This window comes from Streptomyces sp. NPDC032745 (genome assembly GCF_055579465.1).
In genome coordinates this window covers 498,179-513,315 of sequence record NZ_JBVING010000004.1, presented here as the reverse complement: position 1 = coordinate 513,315, position 15,137 = coordinate 498,179, and the positions used below count along the sequence as shown (strand labels likewise).

The following is a 15,137-nucleotide window of genomic DNA, read 5'->3' as shown; positions in this document are numbered from 1 at the left end:
GTGGGGGCACCTCCCAGCGGTAGCTGGGGGACGTCGGTGACCGACGACAACGCGGCGAGCGTGCGTGCCGGGCCCCGCCAGCCTGGGGGTACCTCCCAGCGGTAGCTGGGGGAGGGACTTTGACGACACGACCTAGGGGGAGCCCGGCGGATCAGGGGCGGACAGGGCCCGGCCGGGGGTGCCGGGGGCGCCTCCCCCGAACGGACGCCGTCCCGTTGCGGGGTTCGCGGACCCGGGTTCGACTCGGGCCATGAGTACCGATCAGCCGCCGCCGGGCCAGCAGCCCGAGGACGACCCGTTCCTCAAGAAGCCCCAGGAACCGACGCCTCCGTCGGGCGGTTCGCCGTACGGCCCGCCACCGGGAGGCCCGACCCCGCCCCCGGGCGGCACCCCTCCGCCGCCCGGAGGCCCCTACGGCGGCGCGGGCGGCGGCGGATTCCCGCCACCGCCGCCCCCGTACGGCGGCCCGGGTGACCCGTACGGCGGTGGTGGCGGCTACGGCATGCCCGATCCGCTCGCGGGGATGCCCCCACTGGCCGACTTCGGCAAGCGGCTCGCGGCCCGCATCATCGACGTGATCATCGTGCTCATCCCGCTGTTCCTCATCCAGCTGGCGTTCGGCACCAACCGCTACTCGGTCGAGACGAACAAGGGGGAGGACGTCAGCGAGGTCTTCACCAAGTCGTACAGCGGCAGCGGGCTGGCCATGACGCTGATCTCGATCGTCCTGTTCGTCGGCTACGACTGGTGGTTCGCCAAGAAGGACGGCAGGACCGTCGGCAAGAAGCTGCTCGGGCTGCGCGTCGCGATGCTCAACGACGGCAGCGTCCCGCAGTCCGGCGCGGCCCTCGGGCGGGCCGCCATGCTCTGGCTGCCGGCGCTCCTGTGCTGCCCCTGCCTGTGGCAGATCGTGCTGATCGTGTCGATCCTCGTGGACAAACCGTACAAGCAGGGCCTGCACGACAAGGTGGGCAAGACCGTGGTGGTGAGTGCGGCGTAGCGGCGAGGAGGACCGGCGTACGGCTGGGCGGCCTACGGCTCAGTGGTGCACCGGCTGTTCGACGGCGGCCGCCCGGGGCTCAGGCACCCGGGCGGCCGCCGCGTCTGCGGGGACCGCGTCCACGGGGACCGGTTCGGGCGTGATTTCGGCAACACCGGGGTGGACGGCAGGGGTACGGGCGGGGGCTCCGGCGGGGGCGGCGTGCCGGCCCCGCCGGCGGGGGCTCGCGGCGGTGAGCGCGACGAGCAGTCCGAGGGCCAGTGCGGCGGTGGCGATGACGGCGATCCCGCGCCCCGTGCCCGTCTGCGAGAGCAGCAGCATGGCGATCGTCGACACGACGACGGTGGCGGACCCGTAGAAAAGCTGGGCGGCAGTAGGACGCGGCATGGCGATATCCGTCCTCAAGGCGGGGAGGGGGAGTCTGCTCAACTAGGTCGCGCGTCAAGCGACTCTACGTCGGGGGATTCCCGAGCGGAACCGCCGGTAAGCGTGACCTAACCCACGGTGCCCGGAGCACGGGGGGCGCACGGGTTCACCCACCCGTCCCACAGTGTGGTCAGGACGCGCCCTTCGTCCTATATGGCAGAGGAACGTCCGGATACCGGAACTCCCTGACCGCATAGTGCAGTTGTAAGGAAGAAGTCAAGGTCTGTCTTTTCTTTAGACTCTCCGGTCAAATGTCGTCACTTGAGACGCGCGCCGCGCGGAACCCCCCACTCCTACGGAGACGTTCCGACCTGTGTCGCGGCCGCGGGAGGGGAACGACATCAAGTGACCAGCAATTCCAGCCGTCGACGAGCGCTGCGTGCCGCAGCCATCGGCGTGACCCTGGCCGCGACTGCGGCTTCCGGCGCCTTCCTCGTCACTGCCCAGGCCTCCGAGGCGCCGTCGACCGCGCCCGCCTCGGACCGCCAGGACCCGACCGCTCCCGCGAAGGAGGCGGTCCAGCACAACCTGAAGGGCCCGTTCAGCGACCAGCAGGCCCAGGCGCGGGAAGCCGCCCTGGAGCAGGTGCTGTCCGGCAAGAAGACCGTCGAGCAGCGGGGCGCCTCCAAGGTCGTCAAGCTCGACGACAGCAAGTACGTCGAGCTCGGCCGCGAGAAGACCGACAAGATCTTCACGATCCTCGTCGAGTTCGGGGACCAGGTCGACAACACGACCATGTTCGACCCGGACGGTCCGGACGGCCCGAAGCCGGCCGCCCCGAAGTACGGGGGCAACCCCGGTCCGGCGCGCAACCAGATCGCCCAGCCGGACCGCGCCACGAACAACAGCACCGCCTGGCGCAAGGACTTCAGCCGCGAGTACTTCCAGGACCTGTACTTCGGTACCGGCCAGGGCAAGAACTCGCTGAAGACCTACTACGAGAAGACCTCCTCGGGCCGCTACTCGGTCGAGGGCGAGGTCGCCGACTGGGTCAAGATCCCGTACAACGAGGCCCGTTACGGCTCGAACTACTGCGGTCAGACCAACTGCGCCAACGTGTGGGACACCGTCCGTGACGGTGTCAACGCATGGGTCGACGCCCAGAAGAAGGCCGGCAAGACCGACGCCGAGATCAAGGCCACGCTGGCCCAGTACGACCAGTGGGACCGCAACGACTTCGACGGCGACGGCAACTTCAACGAGCCCGACGGCTACATCGACCACTTCCAGATCGTCCACGCGGGCGAGGACGAGTCGGCCGGCGGCGGTGTCCAGGGCACCAACGCGCTGTGGGCGCACCGCTGGTACGCCTACGGCACCGACGCGGGCAAGACCGGCCCGGCCGGCAACAAGGCCGGCGGCACCCAGATCGGCAACACCGGCATCTGGGTCGGCGACTACACGATGCAGCCGGAGAACGGCGGCCTCGGCGTCTTCGCGCACGAGTACGGCCACGACCTCGGCCTGCCGGACCTCTACGACACCTCCGGTGGCGGCGAGAACTCGGTCGGCTTCTGGTCCCTGATGTCCGCCGGCTCCTGGCTCGGCAACGGCAAGGACTCCATAGGCGACCTCCCGGGCGACATGACCGCCTGGGACAAGCTCCAGCTGGGCTGGCTGAACTACGACACGGCCAAGGCCGCGACGAAGTCCACCCACAAGCTGGGCGTCTCGGAGTACAACACCAAGGACAAGCAGGCGCTGGTCGTCGAGCTGCCGAAGAAGCAGGTCAAGACCGACATCGTCGCTCCCGCCGAGGGCTCCTCGCAGTGGTGGAGCAACATGGGTGACGACCTCAAGAACACCCTGTCGCGCTCGGTCGACCTGACCGGCAAGTCCTCCGCCGCACTGTCCCTCAAGGGCTGGTGGGACATCGAGAAGGACTACGACTACCTCTACACCGAGGTCTCCACCGACGGCGGCGCCACCTGGACCGTGCTGAACGGCACGGCCAACGGCAAGGCCATCCCGGCCGACGCCGCGGGCAACGCCGGTCTGACCGACGCCTCGGCCGGCTGGCAGGACCTGAAGTTCCCGCTCGACGCCTACGCCGGCAAGAAGATCGACCTCCGCTTCCGCTACCAGACGGACGGCGGCGCGGGCGGCAAGGGCTTCACGGCAGACGCCGTCGCGATCACCGCGGACGGCCAGAACCTGTTCACCGACGGCGCCGAGAACGGCGACAACGGCTGGACCGGCAAGGGCTTCTCGCGCATCGGCGCCGGTTTCACCAAGGAGTACCCGCAGTACTACATCGCGGAGAACCGCCGCTACGTCTCGTACGACTCCACCCTCAAGGTGGGCCCGTACAACTTCGGCTGGGCCAACTCCAAGCCGGGCTGGGTCGAGCACTACCCGTACCAGGACGGCCTGCTGATCTGGCTGTGGGACAAGTCCCAGAAGGACAACAACACCAGCCAGCACCCGGGCCAGGGTCTGATCCTCCCGATCGACGCCAACGCCAAGCCGATGAAGTGGGCGGACGGCACCCTGCTGCGGAACAAGATCCAGCCGTACGACGCGACGTTCAGCGCGTACTCGACGGACGCGTTCACCCTGCACAAGAACGGTGAGTCGCTGTTCCTGAAGCCGAAGCCCGCGAACCTGGTCTTCGACGACCACAAGGGCAAGTACTTCTACGACGAGAACCCGACCGGTTCGGTGAAGGTCGCTGACACCAACACCAAGATCAAGATCGCGAAGGAGACGTACGACGGTCTCCAGATGACGATCGAGGTCGGGCCCGCCGCCAAGTAATTCGGCAAACCTGCAGGTCAAAGCATGATCGGCCGTCGCCCTCTAGCGGGCGGCGGCCGATCGCGTTTAGATGCGGGTGCGAGTTTTCTTATTGACGGGGGAGCTGAAGATCATGCCCGGTGGAGGTTTCGTCAGATTGCCAGGCGGCAGCGTGGTGGTCGCGCTCACGCTGCCGAGGCCGTGCGGCGAGGGCGGAAACGTCCGTGTGCTGGTACACGCCGCGAACCGGGCCCGCGCCCTGACCAGGCTGCGGAACCTCGGGATGCGGGCGGTGTACCTGCGCGGCAACGCGCAGCCGCCGACCCCGGACGAGGTCACGGCCGTCCTGCACCACCCGGACGGGCTGCTGTGGCGCGGCGCCCCGGACCGGGCCCAGGAGCTCTGGCACCCGATCCGCGCCCTGCTGGGCCAGTAGCCCTGCCGGGCCGCCGGGCCGCCAGGCCGCCACTGGGGTCTGGGCGGCCGCGCGGCTGCCGGGGCCGTCAGGGGCTCTGACGGGGGCTCTCGCCGACGATCCGGACCCCGGCCGACCGGAGCTCCTCCACCGCCCGGGCGGCGGTGTGGGGGGCCACGGCGACCGACAGGTCCAGCAGCACGCGGGTGGCGAAGCCGGCACGGATGGCGTCGAGGGCCGTGGCCCGCACGCAGTAGTCGGTGGCGATCCCGACGACGTCCACCTCGCTCACGCGCTGCTCCCGCAGCCACTGGGTGAGCGGGGTGCCGTTCTCATCGGCCCCCTCGAAACCGCTGTACGCGGCCTCGTAGGCCCCCTTGTCGAAGACGGCCGTAACGGCTCCGGAGGCGACGGCGGGAGCGAAGTTCGGATGGAACCCGACGCCCTCGGTGCCGGCGACGCAGTGCACGGGCCAGGAGGTCGTGTAGTCCGGCTTCGCCGGAGGGCGGGCGAAGTGCGACCCGGGGTCGATGTGGCGATCGCGGCTGGCGACGACGTGCCGGTAGCCGGCCGTGGTCTGCCCGATCAGCTCGGTGATCGCGGCGGCGACGTCGGCCCCTCCGGCGACCGCGAGGCTGCCGCCTTCGCAGAAGTCGTTCTGTACGTCGACGACGATCAGTGCGCGGTGCATGTCGCGTGTCCTTAGGTCGATGTGTTTGCCGCTGCGCGGGGCTCTTCCCCCACCCCGCCCCTTCCCGAACCTGGGCTCCCGCCTGGGACCCGGAGGCGCACGGGGGAGGGGGAAGAGGGGCCGGGCCGGCCCCCTGGGGCCCCAGGGGGCCGCTAGGCGTACTCGGTCGGGAGCACCGGTTCGCCGCGTGACAGCTGCGTCGCGGAGAGCGGGAGCCCGGCGCGGGCCTCGCGGTGGCGCTCACGCGGCGCCTCCAGGGGCTCGCGGGCGACCACCTCGCCCGCCTTGACCAGCTGCACCAGCAGCTGCGTATCCGCCAGAGCCGCCGGCACCGGCCCGGTCCCGACCACCTCCGCCTCCGCGACCCCGTCCGCGTCCACCCGCCGCGCGGCCCACTTGCGGCCGCCGATCGAGGTCTTGCCGCCCAAGGACTTCTTCGCCACCGGCACCAGCGGAGCCTTGGGGTCCGCCGACGTGGCCCGCGCCACCAGCTTGTAGACCATCGAGCACGTCGGGTGCCCGCTGCCCGTCACCAGCTGTGTGCCGACCCCGTACGCGTCCACCGGAGCCGCCGCCAGCGAGGCGATGGCGTACTCGTCCAGGTCGGAGGTGACCACGATCTTCGTGGCCGTCGCGCCCAGCTCGTCCAGCTGCTGCCGCACCCGGTGCGCGACCAGCAGCAGGTCGCCGGAGTCGATCCGGACCGCCCCCAGCCCCGTACCGGCGACCTCGACGGCCGTCCGCACGGCCTCCGCCACGTCGTACGTGTCCACCAGCAGGGTCGTCCCGCTGCCCAGCGAGGCCACCTGGGCCTGGAAGGCGTCGCGCTCGGTGTCGTGCACCAGGGTGAAGGCGTGCGCAGAGGTCCCGACCGTCGGGATCCCGTACCGGAAGCCGGCCGCCAGGTCCGAGGTGGAGGTGAAGCCGCCGACGTACGCGGCCCGCGAGGCCGCCACGGCCGCCAGCTCGTGGGTGCGCCGCGCGCCCATCTCGATCAGCGGCCGGTCACCGGCCGCCGACGCCATGCGCGAGGCCGCGGCCGCGATCGCCGAGTCGTGGTTGAGGATCGACAGGATGACCGTCTCCAGCAGCACGCATTCGGCGAAGCTGCCCTCGACCCGGAGCACCGGGGAGCCGGGGAAGTAGACCTCGCCCTCCGGGTAGCCCCAGATGTCTCCCGAGAAGCGGTACGAGGACAGCCAGTCCAGGGTCCGCATGTCGACGACGGCCCGCTCGCGCAGGAACTCCAGCACCGCGCTGTCGAAGCGGAAGTTCTCCACCGCGTCCAGGACGCGGCCGGTGCCGGCCACCACCCCGTAGCGGCGCCCCTCGGGCAGCCGCCGGGTGAAGACCTCGAAGACCGAGCGGCGATCGGCGGTGCCGTTCGCCAGGGCGGCCTGCAGCATCGTGAGCTCGTAATGATCCGTGAAGAGCGCTGTCGACGGCACGTCCACCGGCAGGCCCAGGTCCGCAGGGTTCATGTCACGGATGCTAGCGCACATTTCGTCAAAGTGACGAGATCTCGGGACCCGTTTGTGCGACCGGCCGGTCGCAGTGGCAGCATGGGACAAGTGAGTGTTGCTCCCATTGAGATCGAACGCACCGAGTCGGCCGAAGAGACCTTCGCGGTCCCCGAACCCGACGTTCCCTGGGTGACCCTGGTGCACAACGACCCGGTCAACCTCATGAGCTACGTGACGTACGTGTTCCAGGCGTACTTCGGCTATTCCAAGGACAAGGCGCACAAGCTGATGCTCGACGTCCACCACAAGGGGCGGGCGATCGTGTCCAGCGGCACCCGCGAGGAAATGGAGCGCGACGTGCAGGCCATGCACGGCTACGGCCTGTGGGCGACCCTCTCCCAGGACCGCATCTGATGGGGCGGTCCGCCGGGATGTTCGAAGCCCTCAAGGGCGGCGGCGCCGCCGTCACGCTGGACGAGATCGAGATCTCCATCCTGCGCTCCCTCGCCGTCCAGCTGCTCGAGCTCATCGGCCCGGGCGCGCCCGAGCCGGACGAGGACGCCGACCCGCTGGCCGTGCTGTTCGCCGAAGGCAACGAGGGGCCCACCGAGCGCCCCTCCGACCCCGCGCTCATCCGGCTCTTCCCCGACGCCTACGGCGGCCCCGGCCCCGAGGACCAGAAGGTGGACCCGGAGGAGCTCGCCGCCCGGTCGGCGGAATTCCGCCGGTTCACCGAGAACGACCTGCGCAGCCGCAAGCGGGAGGACGCGCTGGCCGTCGTACGCAGCCTGGACGCGCTCACCCCCGGCGGGGACGGGGCGGCCGTGCTCGAGCTCACCGGGGAACTCCCGCTGCGCTGGCTGGGGGCGCTCAACGACCTGCGCCTGACCATCGCGGCCCGCCTCGACATCACCGAGGACGACGAGGGCGCGATGCTCTTCCGGCTGCCGGACGACGACCCGCGCAAGCCGATGGTGATGGCCTACCTCTGGCTCGGCGGCCTCCAGGAAACGCTCATCGAAACCCTCTGAGAACCCTCGGAACCCTCAGGAAAGCCTCAAGTACGAACACTGTTCGCGCAGCGTTCGCTCAGCGGACGCTCAAATCCGGATAACGATCAGATCACCGCGATGCGGTGATCTGATTCATTTCAGGACCTATGTCCTGAATTCGATGTGGCCCGGATCACTTTTCAGCGCCTCGGCCACCCGTAAGCCCGTGATAAATCTTCACGACCGCCGACGGGGCGCCACCCATGCCCCCCGGCCTGCTTGAACCGGCTGACCGCCGGGTGCAACTCCATCCGTATCCGGGGGGATCGAGGACCCGATCCGCTGCCTTAGAAGGCGCGGGTCGGCGTGGAGAAAGGCGCACCAAGACATGACCTCTGTGCAGGTCGAGCAGCACGACAGGACGCCCGGCGAGGGCGCCGCGGCCGAGGGCGGCGAGGGTTACCACCGCGCACTCGGAGCCCGCCAGATCCAGATGATCGCGATCGGCGGAGCCATCGGCACCGGCCTCTTCCTGGGCGCCGGCAAGGCCATCTCGAAGGCCGGCCCGAGCCTGATCCTGGCCTACGCCATCGCGGGCCTGGTCATCTTCTTCATCATGCGCGCCCTGGGCGAGCTGCTGATGTACCGCCCGGTCTCGGGCTCCTTCTCGGACTACGCCCGAGAGTTCCTCGGCCCCTTCTGGGGGTACGCGACCGGTTGGACGTACTGGCTCTTCTGGGTGGTCACCGGTATCACCGAGGTGACCGCGGCGGCCAAGTACATGTCGTACTGGACCCATGACAGCTTCCCGCAGTGGGCCTACGCGCTGATCTTCACGGTCATCCTCTACGCCGCCAACCTGATCTCGGTGAAGCTCTTCGGCGAGCTCGAGTTCTGGTTCTCGATGGTCAAGGTCACCGCCATCGTCGGCATGATCCTGATCTGCGCCGGCATCCTCACCGTCGGCTTCTCCGACGCCGCCGCCACCGCCTCCGTCTCCAACCTGTGGAACGACCGCGGCTTCTTCCCCAACGGCATCGGCGAGACGCTGATGACGCTGCAGATCGTCATGTTCGCCTTCCTCGCGGTCGAGCTGGTCGGCGTCACCGCCGGCGAGTCCAAGGACCCCGAGAAGACCCTGCCCAAGGCCATCAACACCGTGCCGTGGCGCATCGCCGTCTTCTACGTCGGCGCCCTCATCATGATCATGTCGGTCATCCCGTGGTCCAACTTCAAGGCGGGCGAGAGCCCGTTCGTGCTGGCCTTCGAGAAGATGGGCCTCGGCGTCGGCGCCGCGATCGTCAACTTCGTCGTCCTGACGGCCGCGCTGTCCTCCTGCAACTCGGGCATGTACTCCACCGGCCGCATGCTGCGCGACCTCGCCCTCAACGGGCAGGGCCCGAAGTTCTTCACCAAGCTCACCAAGAGCGGCACCCCGCTCGTGGGCACCACGTTCTCCGCCGCGCTGATGCTGGTGGGCGTCTGGATCAACTACGTCGCCCCGGGCAAGGCCTTCGACTACGTCGTCTCCTTCGCCACCATCTCCGGCATGTGGGCCTGGATCATGATCCTCGTCTGCCAGATCCGCTACCGCGCCAAGGCCGACCGCGGCGAGCTGCCGCAGTCCCCCTTCCGCGCTCCCGGCGCCCCGTGGAGCAGCTGGTTCGCGCTGCTGTTCATCGGCATGGTCATCGTGATGATGGGCATCGACAAGGACTCCCGCGTCTCGCTGTACTGCGCGCCGCTGTGGGGCCTGATCCTGGGCGTCTCGTACCTGGTGCTCAAGAAGCGCAACCCGGCCGGAGCCGCCTTCAACAAGGCCGACAGGGTCTCCGGGCCGGCCGCCTAGCCGGCGGCCCCACCCGGGTCCTCACGGGCCCCGTGTCCAGCATCCGGGCCCTCCCGTACCACACCTCGGTACGGGAGGGCCCGTCTGCTTATCCTGTCGCTCATGCTGACCCTTACCCAGGCGCTGTACGACCAGATCGTCGCGCACGCCCGCAAGGACCACCCGGACGAGGCGTGCGGCGCCGTGGCCGGACCGGCGGGCACCGACCGCCCCGAGCGGTTCATCCCGATGCTCAACGCGGCCCGCTCGCCCACGTTCTACGAGTTCGACTCGAAGGATCTGCTGAAGCTGTACCGCGAGCTCGACGACCGGGACGAGGAGCCCGTGATCGTCTACCACTCGCACACCGCGACGGAGGCCTACCCCTCCCGCACGGACATCACGTACGCGAACGAGCCGGGCGCGCACTACGTGCTGGTCTCGACGGCGGACACCGACGGCCTCGGGGAGTTCCAGTTCCGCTCGTACCGGATCGTCGACGGCGTCGTCACCGAGGAGGAAGTACGGGTCGTCGAGGCCTACTGACCACGATGTGAGCGGATTCCGTCCACGATGCGGGATCACACTCCAAACGGGGGACCGGGAATCGTTAACATGACCGCATGGTTCCCCACGACGTGAGCATCGAGACGCCCAGCAGGCTGCTGCTTGTGGCGCGGCTGCACGTCGACCTGTGCCGCCTCGCCAGCAGCATCTGTCCTGCCGCCTGAGCACCACAGGCCCTCGCGCGGGGGCCCATGCGCCGCGCGCCCTTAAGCCCCTCCCGCATTACTTCACAACTGGAGCCTGCCATGGCCATCGAGGTCCGCATCCCGACCATCCTCCGTACCTACACCGACGGCGAGAAGGCCGTCAACGGTGAGGGCGCCACGCTGTCCGAGCTCTTCGCGGACCTCGAGACGCGCCACAAGGGCATCGAGGAGCGCATCGTCGACGGCGGCAAGCTGCGCCGCTTCGTGAACGTCTACCTCAACGACGAGGACGTCCGCTTCCTCGACGGCATCTCCACCGCCCTCAAGGACGGCGACAGCGTCACCATCCTCCCGGCGGTCGCCGGCGGCTCCGTCTGATGCGCTACGACTCCCCGCTGGCCGCGGTCGGCAACACGCCGCTGGTCCGGCTGCCCCGCCTGTCGCCCTCGGACGACGTCCGCATCTGGGCCAAGCTGGAGGACCGGAACCCGACCGGCTCGATCAAGGACCGCCCCGCGCTCCACATGGTCGAGCAGGCCGAGAAGGACGGCAGGCTGACCCCGGGCTGCACGATCCTGGAGCCCACCTCGGGCAACACCGGCATCTCGCTCGCGATGGCGGCCAAGCTCAAGGGCTACCGGATCGTGTGCGTCATGCCGGAGAACACGTCGCAGGAGCGGCGTGACCTCCTGGCCATGTGGGGAGCCGAGATCATCTCGTCGCCGGCGGCGGGCGGATCGAACACCGCGGTCCGGGTGGCGAAGGAGCTGGCGGCGGAGCACCCCGACTGGGTGATGCTCTACCAGTACGGGAACCCGGACAACGCGGGCGCCCACTACGCGACGACCGGCCCCGAGATCCTGCGGGACCTCCCCTCGATCACCCACTTCGTGGCGGGCCTCGGCACGACGGGCACCCTGATGGGCGTCGGCCGCTACCTGCGCGAGCACGTGCCCGGGGTGCGGATCGTCGCGGCGGAGCCGCGCTACGACGACCTCGTCTACGGCCTGCGCAACCTGGACGAGGGCTTCGTCCCGGAGCTGTACGACGCCTCGGTCCTGACGACCCGCTTCTCGGTGGGCTCGGCGGACGCGGTGACCCGGACCCGGGAACTCCTCCAGCAGGAGGGCATCTTCGCGGGCGTCTCCACGGGCGCCGCCCTGCACGCGGCGATCGGCGTGGCCCGCAAGGCGATGGCCGCCGGAGAAACCGCGGACATCGTCTTCGTCGTGGCCGACGGCGGCTGGAAGTACCTCTCGACGGGCGTCTACACGGCCGCAACGACGGAGGAAGCGATCGAAACCCTCCAGGGCCAGCTCTGGGCGTAGGTCCAGCCCTGCCGGCGGCAATTCAGCCCCGCCGGCGTTTGGGGCGCGGGGGCGCGGGGGCGCAGGGGCAGCGCCCTCCCCGCAACGGGTCCGGGCGGAGCCCTGGTGGCACCTCCCAGCGGTGGCCGGGGGAGAAACGGTGAAGGGCGGGGCGGGGAGAAGGCACCGCGCAGCGGCTCGGGCACCCCGGCCCCGCGTCGGGGGCCAGGGAGTCAGCCGGACAGCAGCTCCGCCAGGACGGCGGCATGGCTGGATGCGGGGTCCCTGACCGCGGTCAGGAGGGTCACCGGACCCGCTTCGGCCAAGCCGCGCAGCCGCTGAAGCTCCGCCACCGCCTCCGGCGCCGCCAGCTCCGCCTCGTAGCGGGCCCGGAACTCCTCCGCCGTGCCCCCGCCCCCGTGGTACCACTTCCGCAGTTCCCCGGACGGCGTCACCGCCTTGGGCCATTCGGCCACCCCCGCCGCCGCCTTCGCCAGGCCCCGCGGCCACAGCCGGTCCACGAGCACCCGTACACCGTCCTCCTCCGGCTCCGGAGGGTCGTACACCCGCCGCACCCGCACCACCCGCACCATCAGCCGCCGCCTCCGAGTCCCTTGACCTCGTCCCACACCGCAGGATCCAGTACCCCCAGCCGGCTCCGGAACTCCCACACCCACACCTCCGCAGGCCGGTCCGCCTCCAGGAAGCTCGCCCGGCCCTGCGCCCCCACCGTCCCCGGGGGCAGCGGGATCACCCCGGCCCGCCGGTCGTCGTACTTCCCGGTGATCCACGCGACCCGCGCCCGGTGGGCCCGTACGGACGACACCGCCAGCACCAGGCACAGCCGCCCGTCCGCCAGACACCAGAGCTCACCCGCCCGCGGCCGCGGCGGCGCACCCGGCCCGTGCGGCGGCGGGGCCCGCCGGGGCATCCCCGGCCGCCGCCCCGCGACCAGCACCACCAGCACCACGGCCACCACCGCGGCCGCCGCGGGCCACCAGGACGTGTCCATATTCCGAAGGTAGCCGCGCCCGGACACCTCAGCACGACAGTGCACCGGCACGCCCGTGCCCACCGTCGCTCCCCCGGGTGACAGCACAGGTGATTCCCCCCACAACGGCCTGCCGCGGAGGAGCGACCTGACGTTTCGCGCCTTACGCTCGACCCACGCACGGCCCGCATTCCGTCCACGGACCGTCCCCGGAGGTTCTCGCTCCATGAAGCTCACCGTCGTCGGCTGCTCGGGGTCGTTCCCGTCCGCGGAATCGGCCTGCTCGAGCTACCTCGTCGAGGCCGACGGCTTCCGGCTGCTCCTCGACATGGGCAACGGCGCCCTCGGTGAGCTGCAGCGCCATGTCGGTCTCTACGACCTCGACGCGATCTTCCTGAGCCATCTGCACGCCGACCACTGCATCGACATGTGCGCGTACTTCGTCGCCCGCTACTACCGGCACGAGGGCGGCCGCTGCGGCACCATCCCCGTCTACGGCCCCGAGGGCACCGAGAAGCGCCTGACGACCGCCTACGAGGACGTCCCCGACGAGCGCTCCATGAGCGAGGTCTTCGACTTCCGGACCCTGAAGTCCGGCAGCTTCGAGATCGGCCCGTTCACGGTCCGCACCGAGCGGGTCAGCCACCCCGTCGAGGCCTACGGCATCCGCGTCGAGCACGGCGGCCGCTCCCTCACGTACTCCGGCGACACGGGCGTCTGCCCCGAGCTGGGGATGCTCGCCGAGGGCACGGACCTGTTCCTGTGCGAGGCCTCCTTCACGCACGGCAAGGAAGACATCCCGGACCTCCACCTCAACGGCCGCGAGGCCGGGGAGTTCGCGCGCGGCGGCAAGGTCGGCCGGCTCGTCCTGACGCACATCCCGCCGTGGACCGACGCCCGCCAGAACCTCGCCGACGCCCGCGCGGCCTACGACGGCCCGGTCGACCTCGCGTACGCGGGCGCCGTCTACCAGGTCTGACACGCCTACGGCGAAGCCCCCGCCCTCCCTTCCGGGAGAGCGGGGGCTTCGCCGTACGCAGCGCCGTGCTTACTTGGCCTCGGCCTTCGCCAGCTCGGCGAGCTCCTCGTCGGACTCGCGGCCCGGCGTCGGGAGGTTGAACTTCGTGATCGCGAAGCGGAAGACGAAGTAGTAGACCACCGCGAAGCAGAGGCCGATGCCGGCCAGGCCCCACGGGTTGGAGGCGATGCCGAAGTTCAGGCCGTAGTCGACCAGACCGGCCGAGAAGCCGAAGCCGTCCCGCATGCCCAGCGACCAGGTCAGTGCCATCGAGACACCGGTCAGCACCGCGTGGACCGCGTACAGCACCGGGGCGATGAACATGAACGTGAACTCGATCGGCTCGGTCACGCCGGTGACGAACGAGGTGAGCGCGAGGGAGAACATCATGCCGCCGACGACCTTGCGGCGCTCGGGGCGCGCACAGTGGACGATCGCGAGGCAGGCGGCCGGAAGGGCGAACATCATGATCGGGAAGAAGCCGGTCATGAACTGTCCGGCGCTCGGGTCGCCGGCGAGGAAGCGGGCGATGTCGCCGCTCTTGCCGTTGTACTCGCCCGCCTGGAACCACGGGAAGGAGTTCAGCAGGTGGTGCATGCCGACCGGGATCAGCGCACGGTTGGCGACACCGAAGATGCCCGCGCCGACGGCGCCGGAGCCGACGAGCCACTCACCGAAGCTGTGCAGACCCGTGCCGAGGACCGGCCAGATGAGGCCGAAGAGGATGCCGATCAGCAGACCCGCGAAGGCCGAGAGGATCGGGACCAGGCGGCGGCCGCCGAAGAAGCCGGCCCAGTCGGGCAGCTTGGTCCGGTGGAAGCGCTGGTAGAGCAGCGCGACGACGATGCCCATCACGACACCGCCGAGGACCTTCGCGTCGACGGGCGCGTCCACGAGGGCGACCTTGTGGTCGACGACCTTCTCGACCTGCGGCAGGTTCGGGTCCGTGAAGGTGCCCAGGACCTTGGCGAAGACGAGGTAGCCGGTGACGGCGGCGAGCGCGGTCGAACCGTCGGACTTCTTGGCGAAGCCGATCGCGATGCCGACGGCGAACAGGAGCGCCATGTTGCCGATGATCGCGTCACCGCCGGCGGCCATGTAGCTTGCGATCTTGGTGACGAAGCCGGGCAGCGACTTGTCGCCGAGCATGTCGTCCTGGCCGAGGCGGATCAGCAGTGCACCGGCGGGCAGCACTGCAACGGGGAGCATGAGGCTCCGGCCGATGCGCTGCATGACAGCCATCACGCCCGCGCCCTTCTTCTTTTCCGCAGCGGTGGCTGTGGACATGAGCTTCCTCCAGAAGGCAAGGCGCCGCCCAGGGGGTGCGAACGGGGGATGGCGGCGTCTCAGAACGGGGGTACGCGAGCTCCGAACCGGGCTTGCGTGGTCTACACCAATCCGTGGTGTAGACCAGTTGTAGCATGGTCGGGGATAGATAAGGAACCTTCGATTTCCTGTGGCCTGCGCCACACTCCGCTCGCCGGGCCGGCCGGGAGTCCGCAACAAGCGGAGGACAAGCGGAAGGCCCCCGGATCCGTGGATCCGAGGGCCTTCCGC

17 protein-coding genes and 1 pseudogene are annotated in these 15,137 nt (G+C 69.9%); 12 read left to right on the top strand and 6 right to left on the bottom strand.

Going from position 1 to position 15,137, the window contains the following annotated elements; translation table 11 throughout:
• The first annotated feature begins 250 nt into the window (after nt 1-250).
• Nucleotides 251-1,000 carry an RDD family protein gene (locus tag ACZ5WG_RS13655; protein WP_468722933.1) on the top strand — a complete coding sequence of 250 codons (750 nt, stop codon included), beginning with the start codon at nt 251-253 and terminating at the stop codon, nt 998-1,000.
• 39 nt (nt 1,001-1,039) lie between these two features.
• Here the strand turns inward: ACZ5WG_RS13655 and ACZ5WG_RS13650 are convergent, their stop codons facing one another.
• A complete protein-coding gene (locus ACZ5WG_RS13650; RefSeq protein ID WP_468722931.1) occupies nt 1,040-1,387 on the bottom strand; it encodes a hypothetical protein in 348 nt (115 codons plus the stop codon).
• 384 nt (nt 1,388-1,771) lie between these two features.
• Here ACZ5WG_RS13650 and ACZ5WG_RS13645 point away from each other — a divergent pair, with 384 nt between their 5' ends.
• Both ACZ5WG_RS13645 and ACZ5WG_RS13640 read left to right on the top strand, forming a co-directional pair.
• On the top strand, nt 1,772-4,183 hold the full coding sequence (locus ACZ5WG_RS13645; protein ID WP_468722929.1) for an immune inhibitor A domain-containing protein: 2,412 nt from the start codon (nt 1,772-1,774) through the stop codon (nt 4,181-4,183).
• A 112-nt stretch (nt 4,184-4,295) separates the two neighbouring features.
• Nucleotides 4,296-4,598 (top strand): hypothetical protein, encoded by a 303-nt coding sequence (locus ACZ5WG_RS13640; RefSeq protein WP_132754886.1) that lies wholly within the window; start codon nt 4,296-4,298, stop codon nt 4,596-4,598.
• 67 nt (nt 4,599-4,665) lie between these two features.
• Here ACZ5WG_RS13640 and ACZ5WG_RS13635 read toward each other — a convergent pair whose 3' ends face one another.
• Complete coding sequence (locus tag ACZ5WG_RS13635) at nt 4,666-5,268, bottom strand: isochorismatase family protein (RefSeq protein WP_468722928.1); 603 nt, start codon at nt 5,266-5,268, stop codon at nt 4,666-4,668.
• A gap of 152 nt (nt 5,269-5,420) precedes the next feature.
• Nucleotides 5,421-6,749, bottom strand: coding sequence for a nicotinate phosphoribosyltransferase (locus ACZ5WG_RS13630; protein WP_468722927.1), 1,329 nt, complete (start codon nt 6,747-6,749; stop codon nt 5,421-5,423).
• Nucleotides 6,750-6,830: 81 nt separating this feature from the next.
• On the opposite strand from ACZ5WG_RS13630, the gene clpS reads away from it, so the two are divergent.
• The 8 genes and pseudogenes from clpS (at nt 6,831) to ACZ5WG_RS13590 (ending at nt 11,592) form a co-directional block, all read left to right on the top strand.
• Nucleotides 6,831-7,145: an ATP-dependent Clp protease adapter ClpS gene (gene clpS, locus ACZ5WG_RS13625; RefSeq protein ID WP_030866534.1), complete on the top strand. Its 315-nt coding sequence runs from the start codon at nt 6,831-6,833 to the stop codon at nt 7,143-7,145.
• Nucleotides 7,145-7,762 carry a DUF2017 domain-containing protein gene (locus ACZ5WG_RS13620; protein WP_468722925.1) on the top strand — a complete coding sequence of 206 codons (618 nt, stop codon included), beginning with the start codon at nt 7,145-7,147 and terminating at the stop codon, nt 7,760-7,762. The genes clpS and ACZ5WG_RS13620 overlap by 1 nt, the downstream gene beginning before the upstream one ends.
• Nucleotides 7,763-7,802: 40 nt before the next feature.
• Nucleotides 7,803-8,006 (top strand): annotated as a pseudogene (locus tag ACZ5WG_RS13615) (hypothetical protein); the annotation flags it as partial.
• Nucleotides 8,007-8,111: 105 nt separating this feature from the next.
• Nucleotides 8,112-9,572: an amino acid permease gene (locus ACZ5WG_RS13610; protein WP_468722923.1), complete on the top strand. Its 1,461-nt coding sequence runs from the start codon at nt 8,112-8,114 to the stop codon at nt 9,570-9,572.
• Between the two features lie 102 nt (nt 9,573-9,674).
• Nucleotides 9,675-10,097 (top strand): M67 family metallopeptidase, encoded by a 423-nt coding sequence (locus ACZ5WG_RS13605; protein WP_468722922.1) that lies wholly within the window; start codon nt 9,675-9,677, stop codon nt 10,095-10,097.
• Nucleotides 10,098-10,174: 77 nt separating this feature from the next.
• Nucleotides 10,175-10,282, top strand: coding sequence for a putative leader peptide (locus tag ACZ5WG_RS13600; protein WP_311318620.1), 108 nt, complete (start codon nt 10,175-10,177; stop codon nt 10,280-10,282).
• 81 nt (nt 10,283-10,363) lie between these two features.
• Nucleotides 10,364-10,642: a MoaD/ThiS family protein gene (locus ACZ5WG_RS13595; protein ID WP_136225447.1), complete on the top strand. Its 279-nt coding sequence runs from the start codon at nt 10,364-10,366 to the stop codon at nt 10,640-10,642.
• Complete coding sequence (locus ACZ5WG_RS13590; protein ID WP_468722921.1) at nt 10,642-11,592, top strand: PLP-dependent cysteine synthase family protein; 951 nt, start codon at nt 10,642-10,644, stop codon at nt 11,590-11,592. The genes ACZ5WG_RS13595 and ACZ5WG_RS13590 overlap by 1 nt, the downstream gene beginning before the upstream one ends.
• A gap of 212 nt (nt 11,593-11,804) precedes the next feature.
• On the opposite strand, the gene ACZ5WG_RS13585 is transcribed toward ACZ5WG_RS13590, so the two are convergent.
• Both ACZ5WG_RS13585 and ACZ5WG_RS13580 read right to left on the bottom strand, forming a co-directional pair.
• Nucleotides 11,805-12,164 (bottom strand): DUF488 domain-containing protein, encoded by a 360-nt coding sequence (locus tag ACZ5WG_RS13585; protein WP_468722920.1) that lies wholly within the window; start codon nt 12,162-12,164, stop codon nt 11,805-11,807.
• Complete coding sequence (locus tag ACZ5WG_RS13580) at nt 12,164-12,583, bottom strand: hypothetical protein (protein ID WP_266628930.1); 420 nt, start codon at nt 12,581-12,583, stop codon at nt 12,164-12,166. The genes ACZ5WG_RS13585 and ACZ5WG_RS13580 overlap by 1 nt, the downstream gene beginning before the upstream one ends.
• 205 nt (nt 12,584-12,788) lie before the next feature.
• Here ACZ5WG_RS13580 and ACZ5WG_RS13575 point away from each other — a divergent pair, with 205 nt between their 5' ends.
• Entirely contained in the window at nt 12,789-13,541 is a 753-nt protein-coding gene (locus tag ACZ5WG_RS13575; RefSeq protein WP_468722919.1) for an MBL fold metallo-hydrolase, read from the top strand.
• Between the two features lie 69 nt (nt 13,542-13,610).
• Here ACZ5WG_RS13575 and ACZ5WG_RS13570 read toward each other — a convergent pair whose 3' ends face one another.
• The gene (locus ACZ5WG_RS13570; RefSeq protein WP_383513470.1) at nt 13,611-14,867 is read right to left on the bottom strand and encodes a PTS transporter subunit EIIC; all 1,257 of its coding nucleotides are present in this window, start codon (nt 14,865-14,867) and stop codon (nt 13,611-13,613) included.
• Nucleotides 14,868-15,137: the final 270 nt, after the last annotated feature.

Coding starts and splice junctions, on each gene's coding strand:
- ACZ5WG_RS13655 (WP_468722933.1), top strand. CDS start 251: ATGAGTACCGATCAGCCGCCGCCGGGCCAGCAGCCCGAGGACGACCCG.
- ACZ5WG_RS13650 (WP_468722931.1), bottom strand. CDS start 1,387: ATGCCGCGTCCTACTGCCGCCCAGCTTTTCTACGGGTCCGCCACCGTC.
- ACZ5WG_RS13640 (WP_132754886.1), top strand. CDS start 4,296: ATGCCCGGTGGAGGTTTCGTCAGATTGCCAGGCGGCAGCGTGGTGGTC.
- ACZ5WG_RS13635 (WP_468722928.1), bottom strand. CDS start 5,268: ATGCACCGCGCACTGATCGTCGTCGACGTACAGAACGACTTCTGCGAA.
- ACZ5WG_RS13630 (WP_468722927.1), bottom strand. CDS start 6,749: ATGAACCCTGCGGACCTGGGCCTGCCGGTGGACGTGCCGTCGACAGCG.
- clpS (WP_030866534.1), top strand. CDS start 6,831: ATGGGACAAGTGAGTGTTGCTCCCATTGAGATCGAACGCACCGAGTCG.
- ACZ5WG_RS13620 (WP_468722925.1), top strand. CDS start 7,145: ATGGGGCGGTCCGCCGGGATGTTCGAAGCCCTCAAGGGCGGCGGCGCC.
- ACZ5WG_RS13610 (WP_468722923.1), top strand. CDS start 8,112: ATGACCTCTGTGCAGGTCGAGCAGCACGACAGGACGCCCGGCGAGGGC.
- ACZ5WG_RS13605 (WP_468722922.1), top strand. CDS start 9,675: ATGCTGACCCTTACCCAGGCGCTGTACGACCAGATCGTCGCGCACGCC.
- ACZ5WG_RS13600 (WP_311318620.1), top strand. CDS start 10,175: ATGGTTCCCCACGACGTGAGCATCGAGACGCCCAGCAGGCTGCTGCTT.
- ACZ5WG_RS13595 (WP_136225447.1), top strand. CDS start 10,364: ATGGCCATCGAGGTCCGCATCCCGACCATCCTCCGTACCTACACCGAC.
- ACZ5WG_RS13590 (WP_468722921.1), top strand. CDS start 10,642: ATGCGCTACGACTCCCCGCTGGCCGCGGTCGGCAACACGCCGCTGGTC.
- ACZ5WG_RS13585 (WP_468722920.1), bottom strand. CDS start 12,164: ATGGTGCGGGTGGTGCGGGTGCGGCGGGTGTACGACCCTCCGGAGCCG.
- ACZ5WG_RS13580 (WP_266628930.1), bottom strand. CDS start 12,583: ATGGACACGTCCTGGTGGCCCGCGGCGGCCGCGGTGGTGGCCGTGGTG.
- ACZ5WG_RS13575 (WP_468722919.1), top strand. CDS start 12,789: ATGAAGCTCACCGTCGTCGGCTGCTCGGGGTCGTTCCCGTCCGCGGAA.
- ACZ5WG_RS13570 (WP_383513470.1), bottom strand. CDS start 14,867: ATGTCCACAGCCACCGCTGCGGAAAAGAAGAAGGGCGCGGGCGTGATG.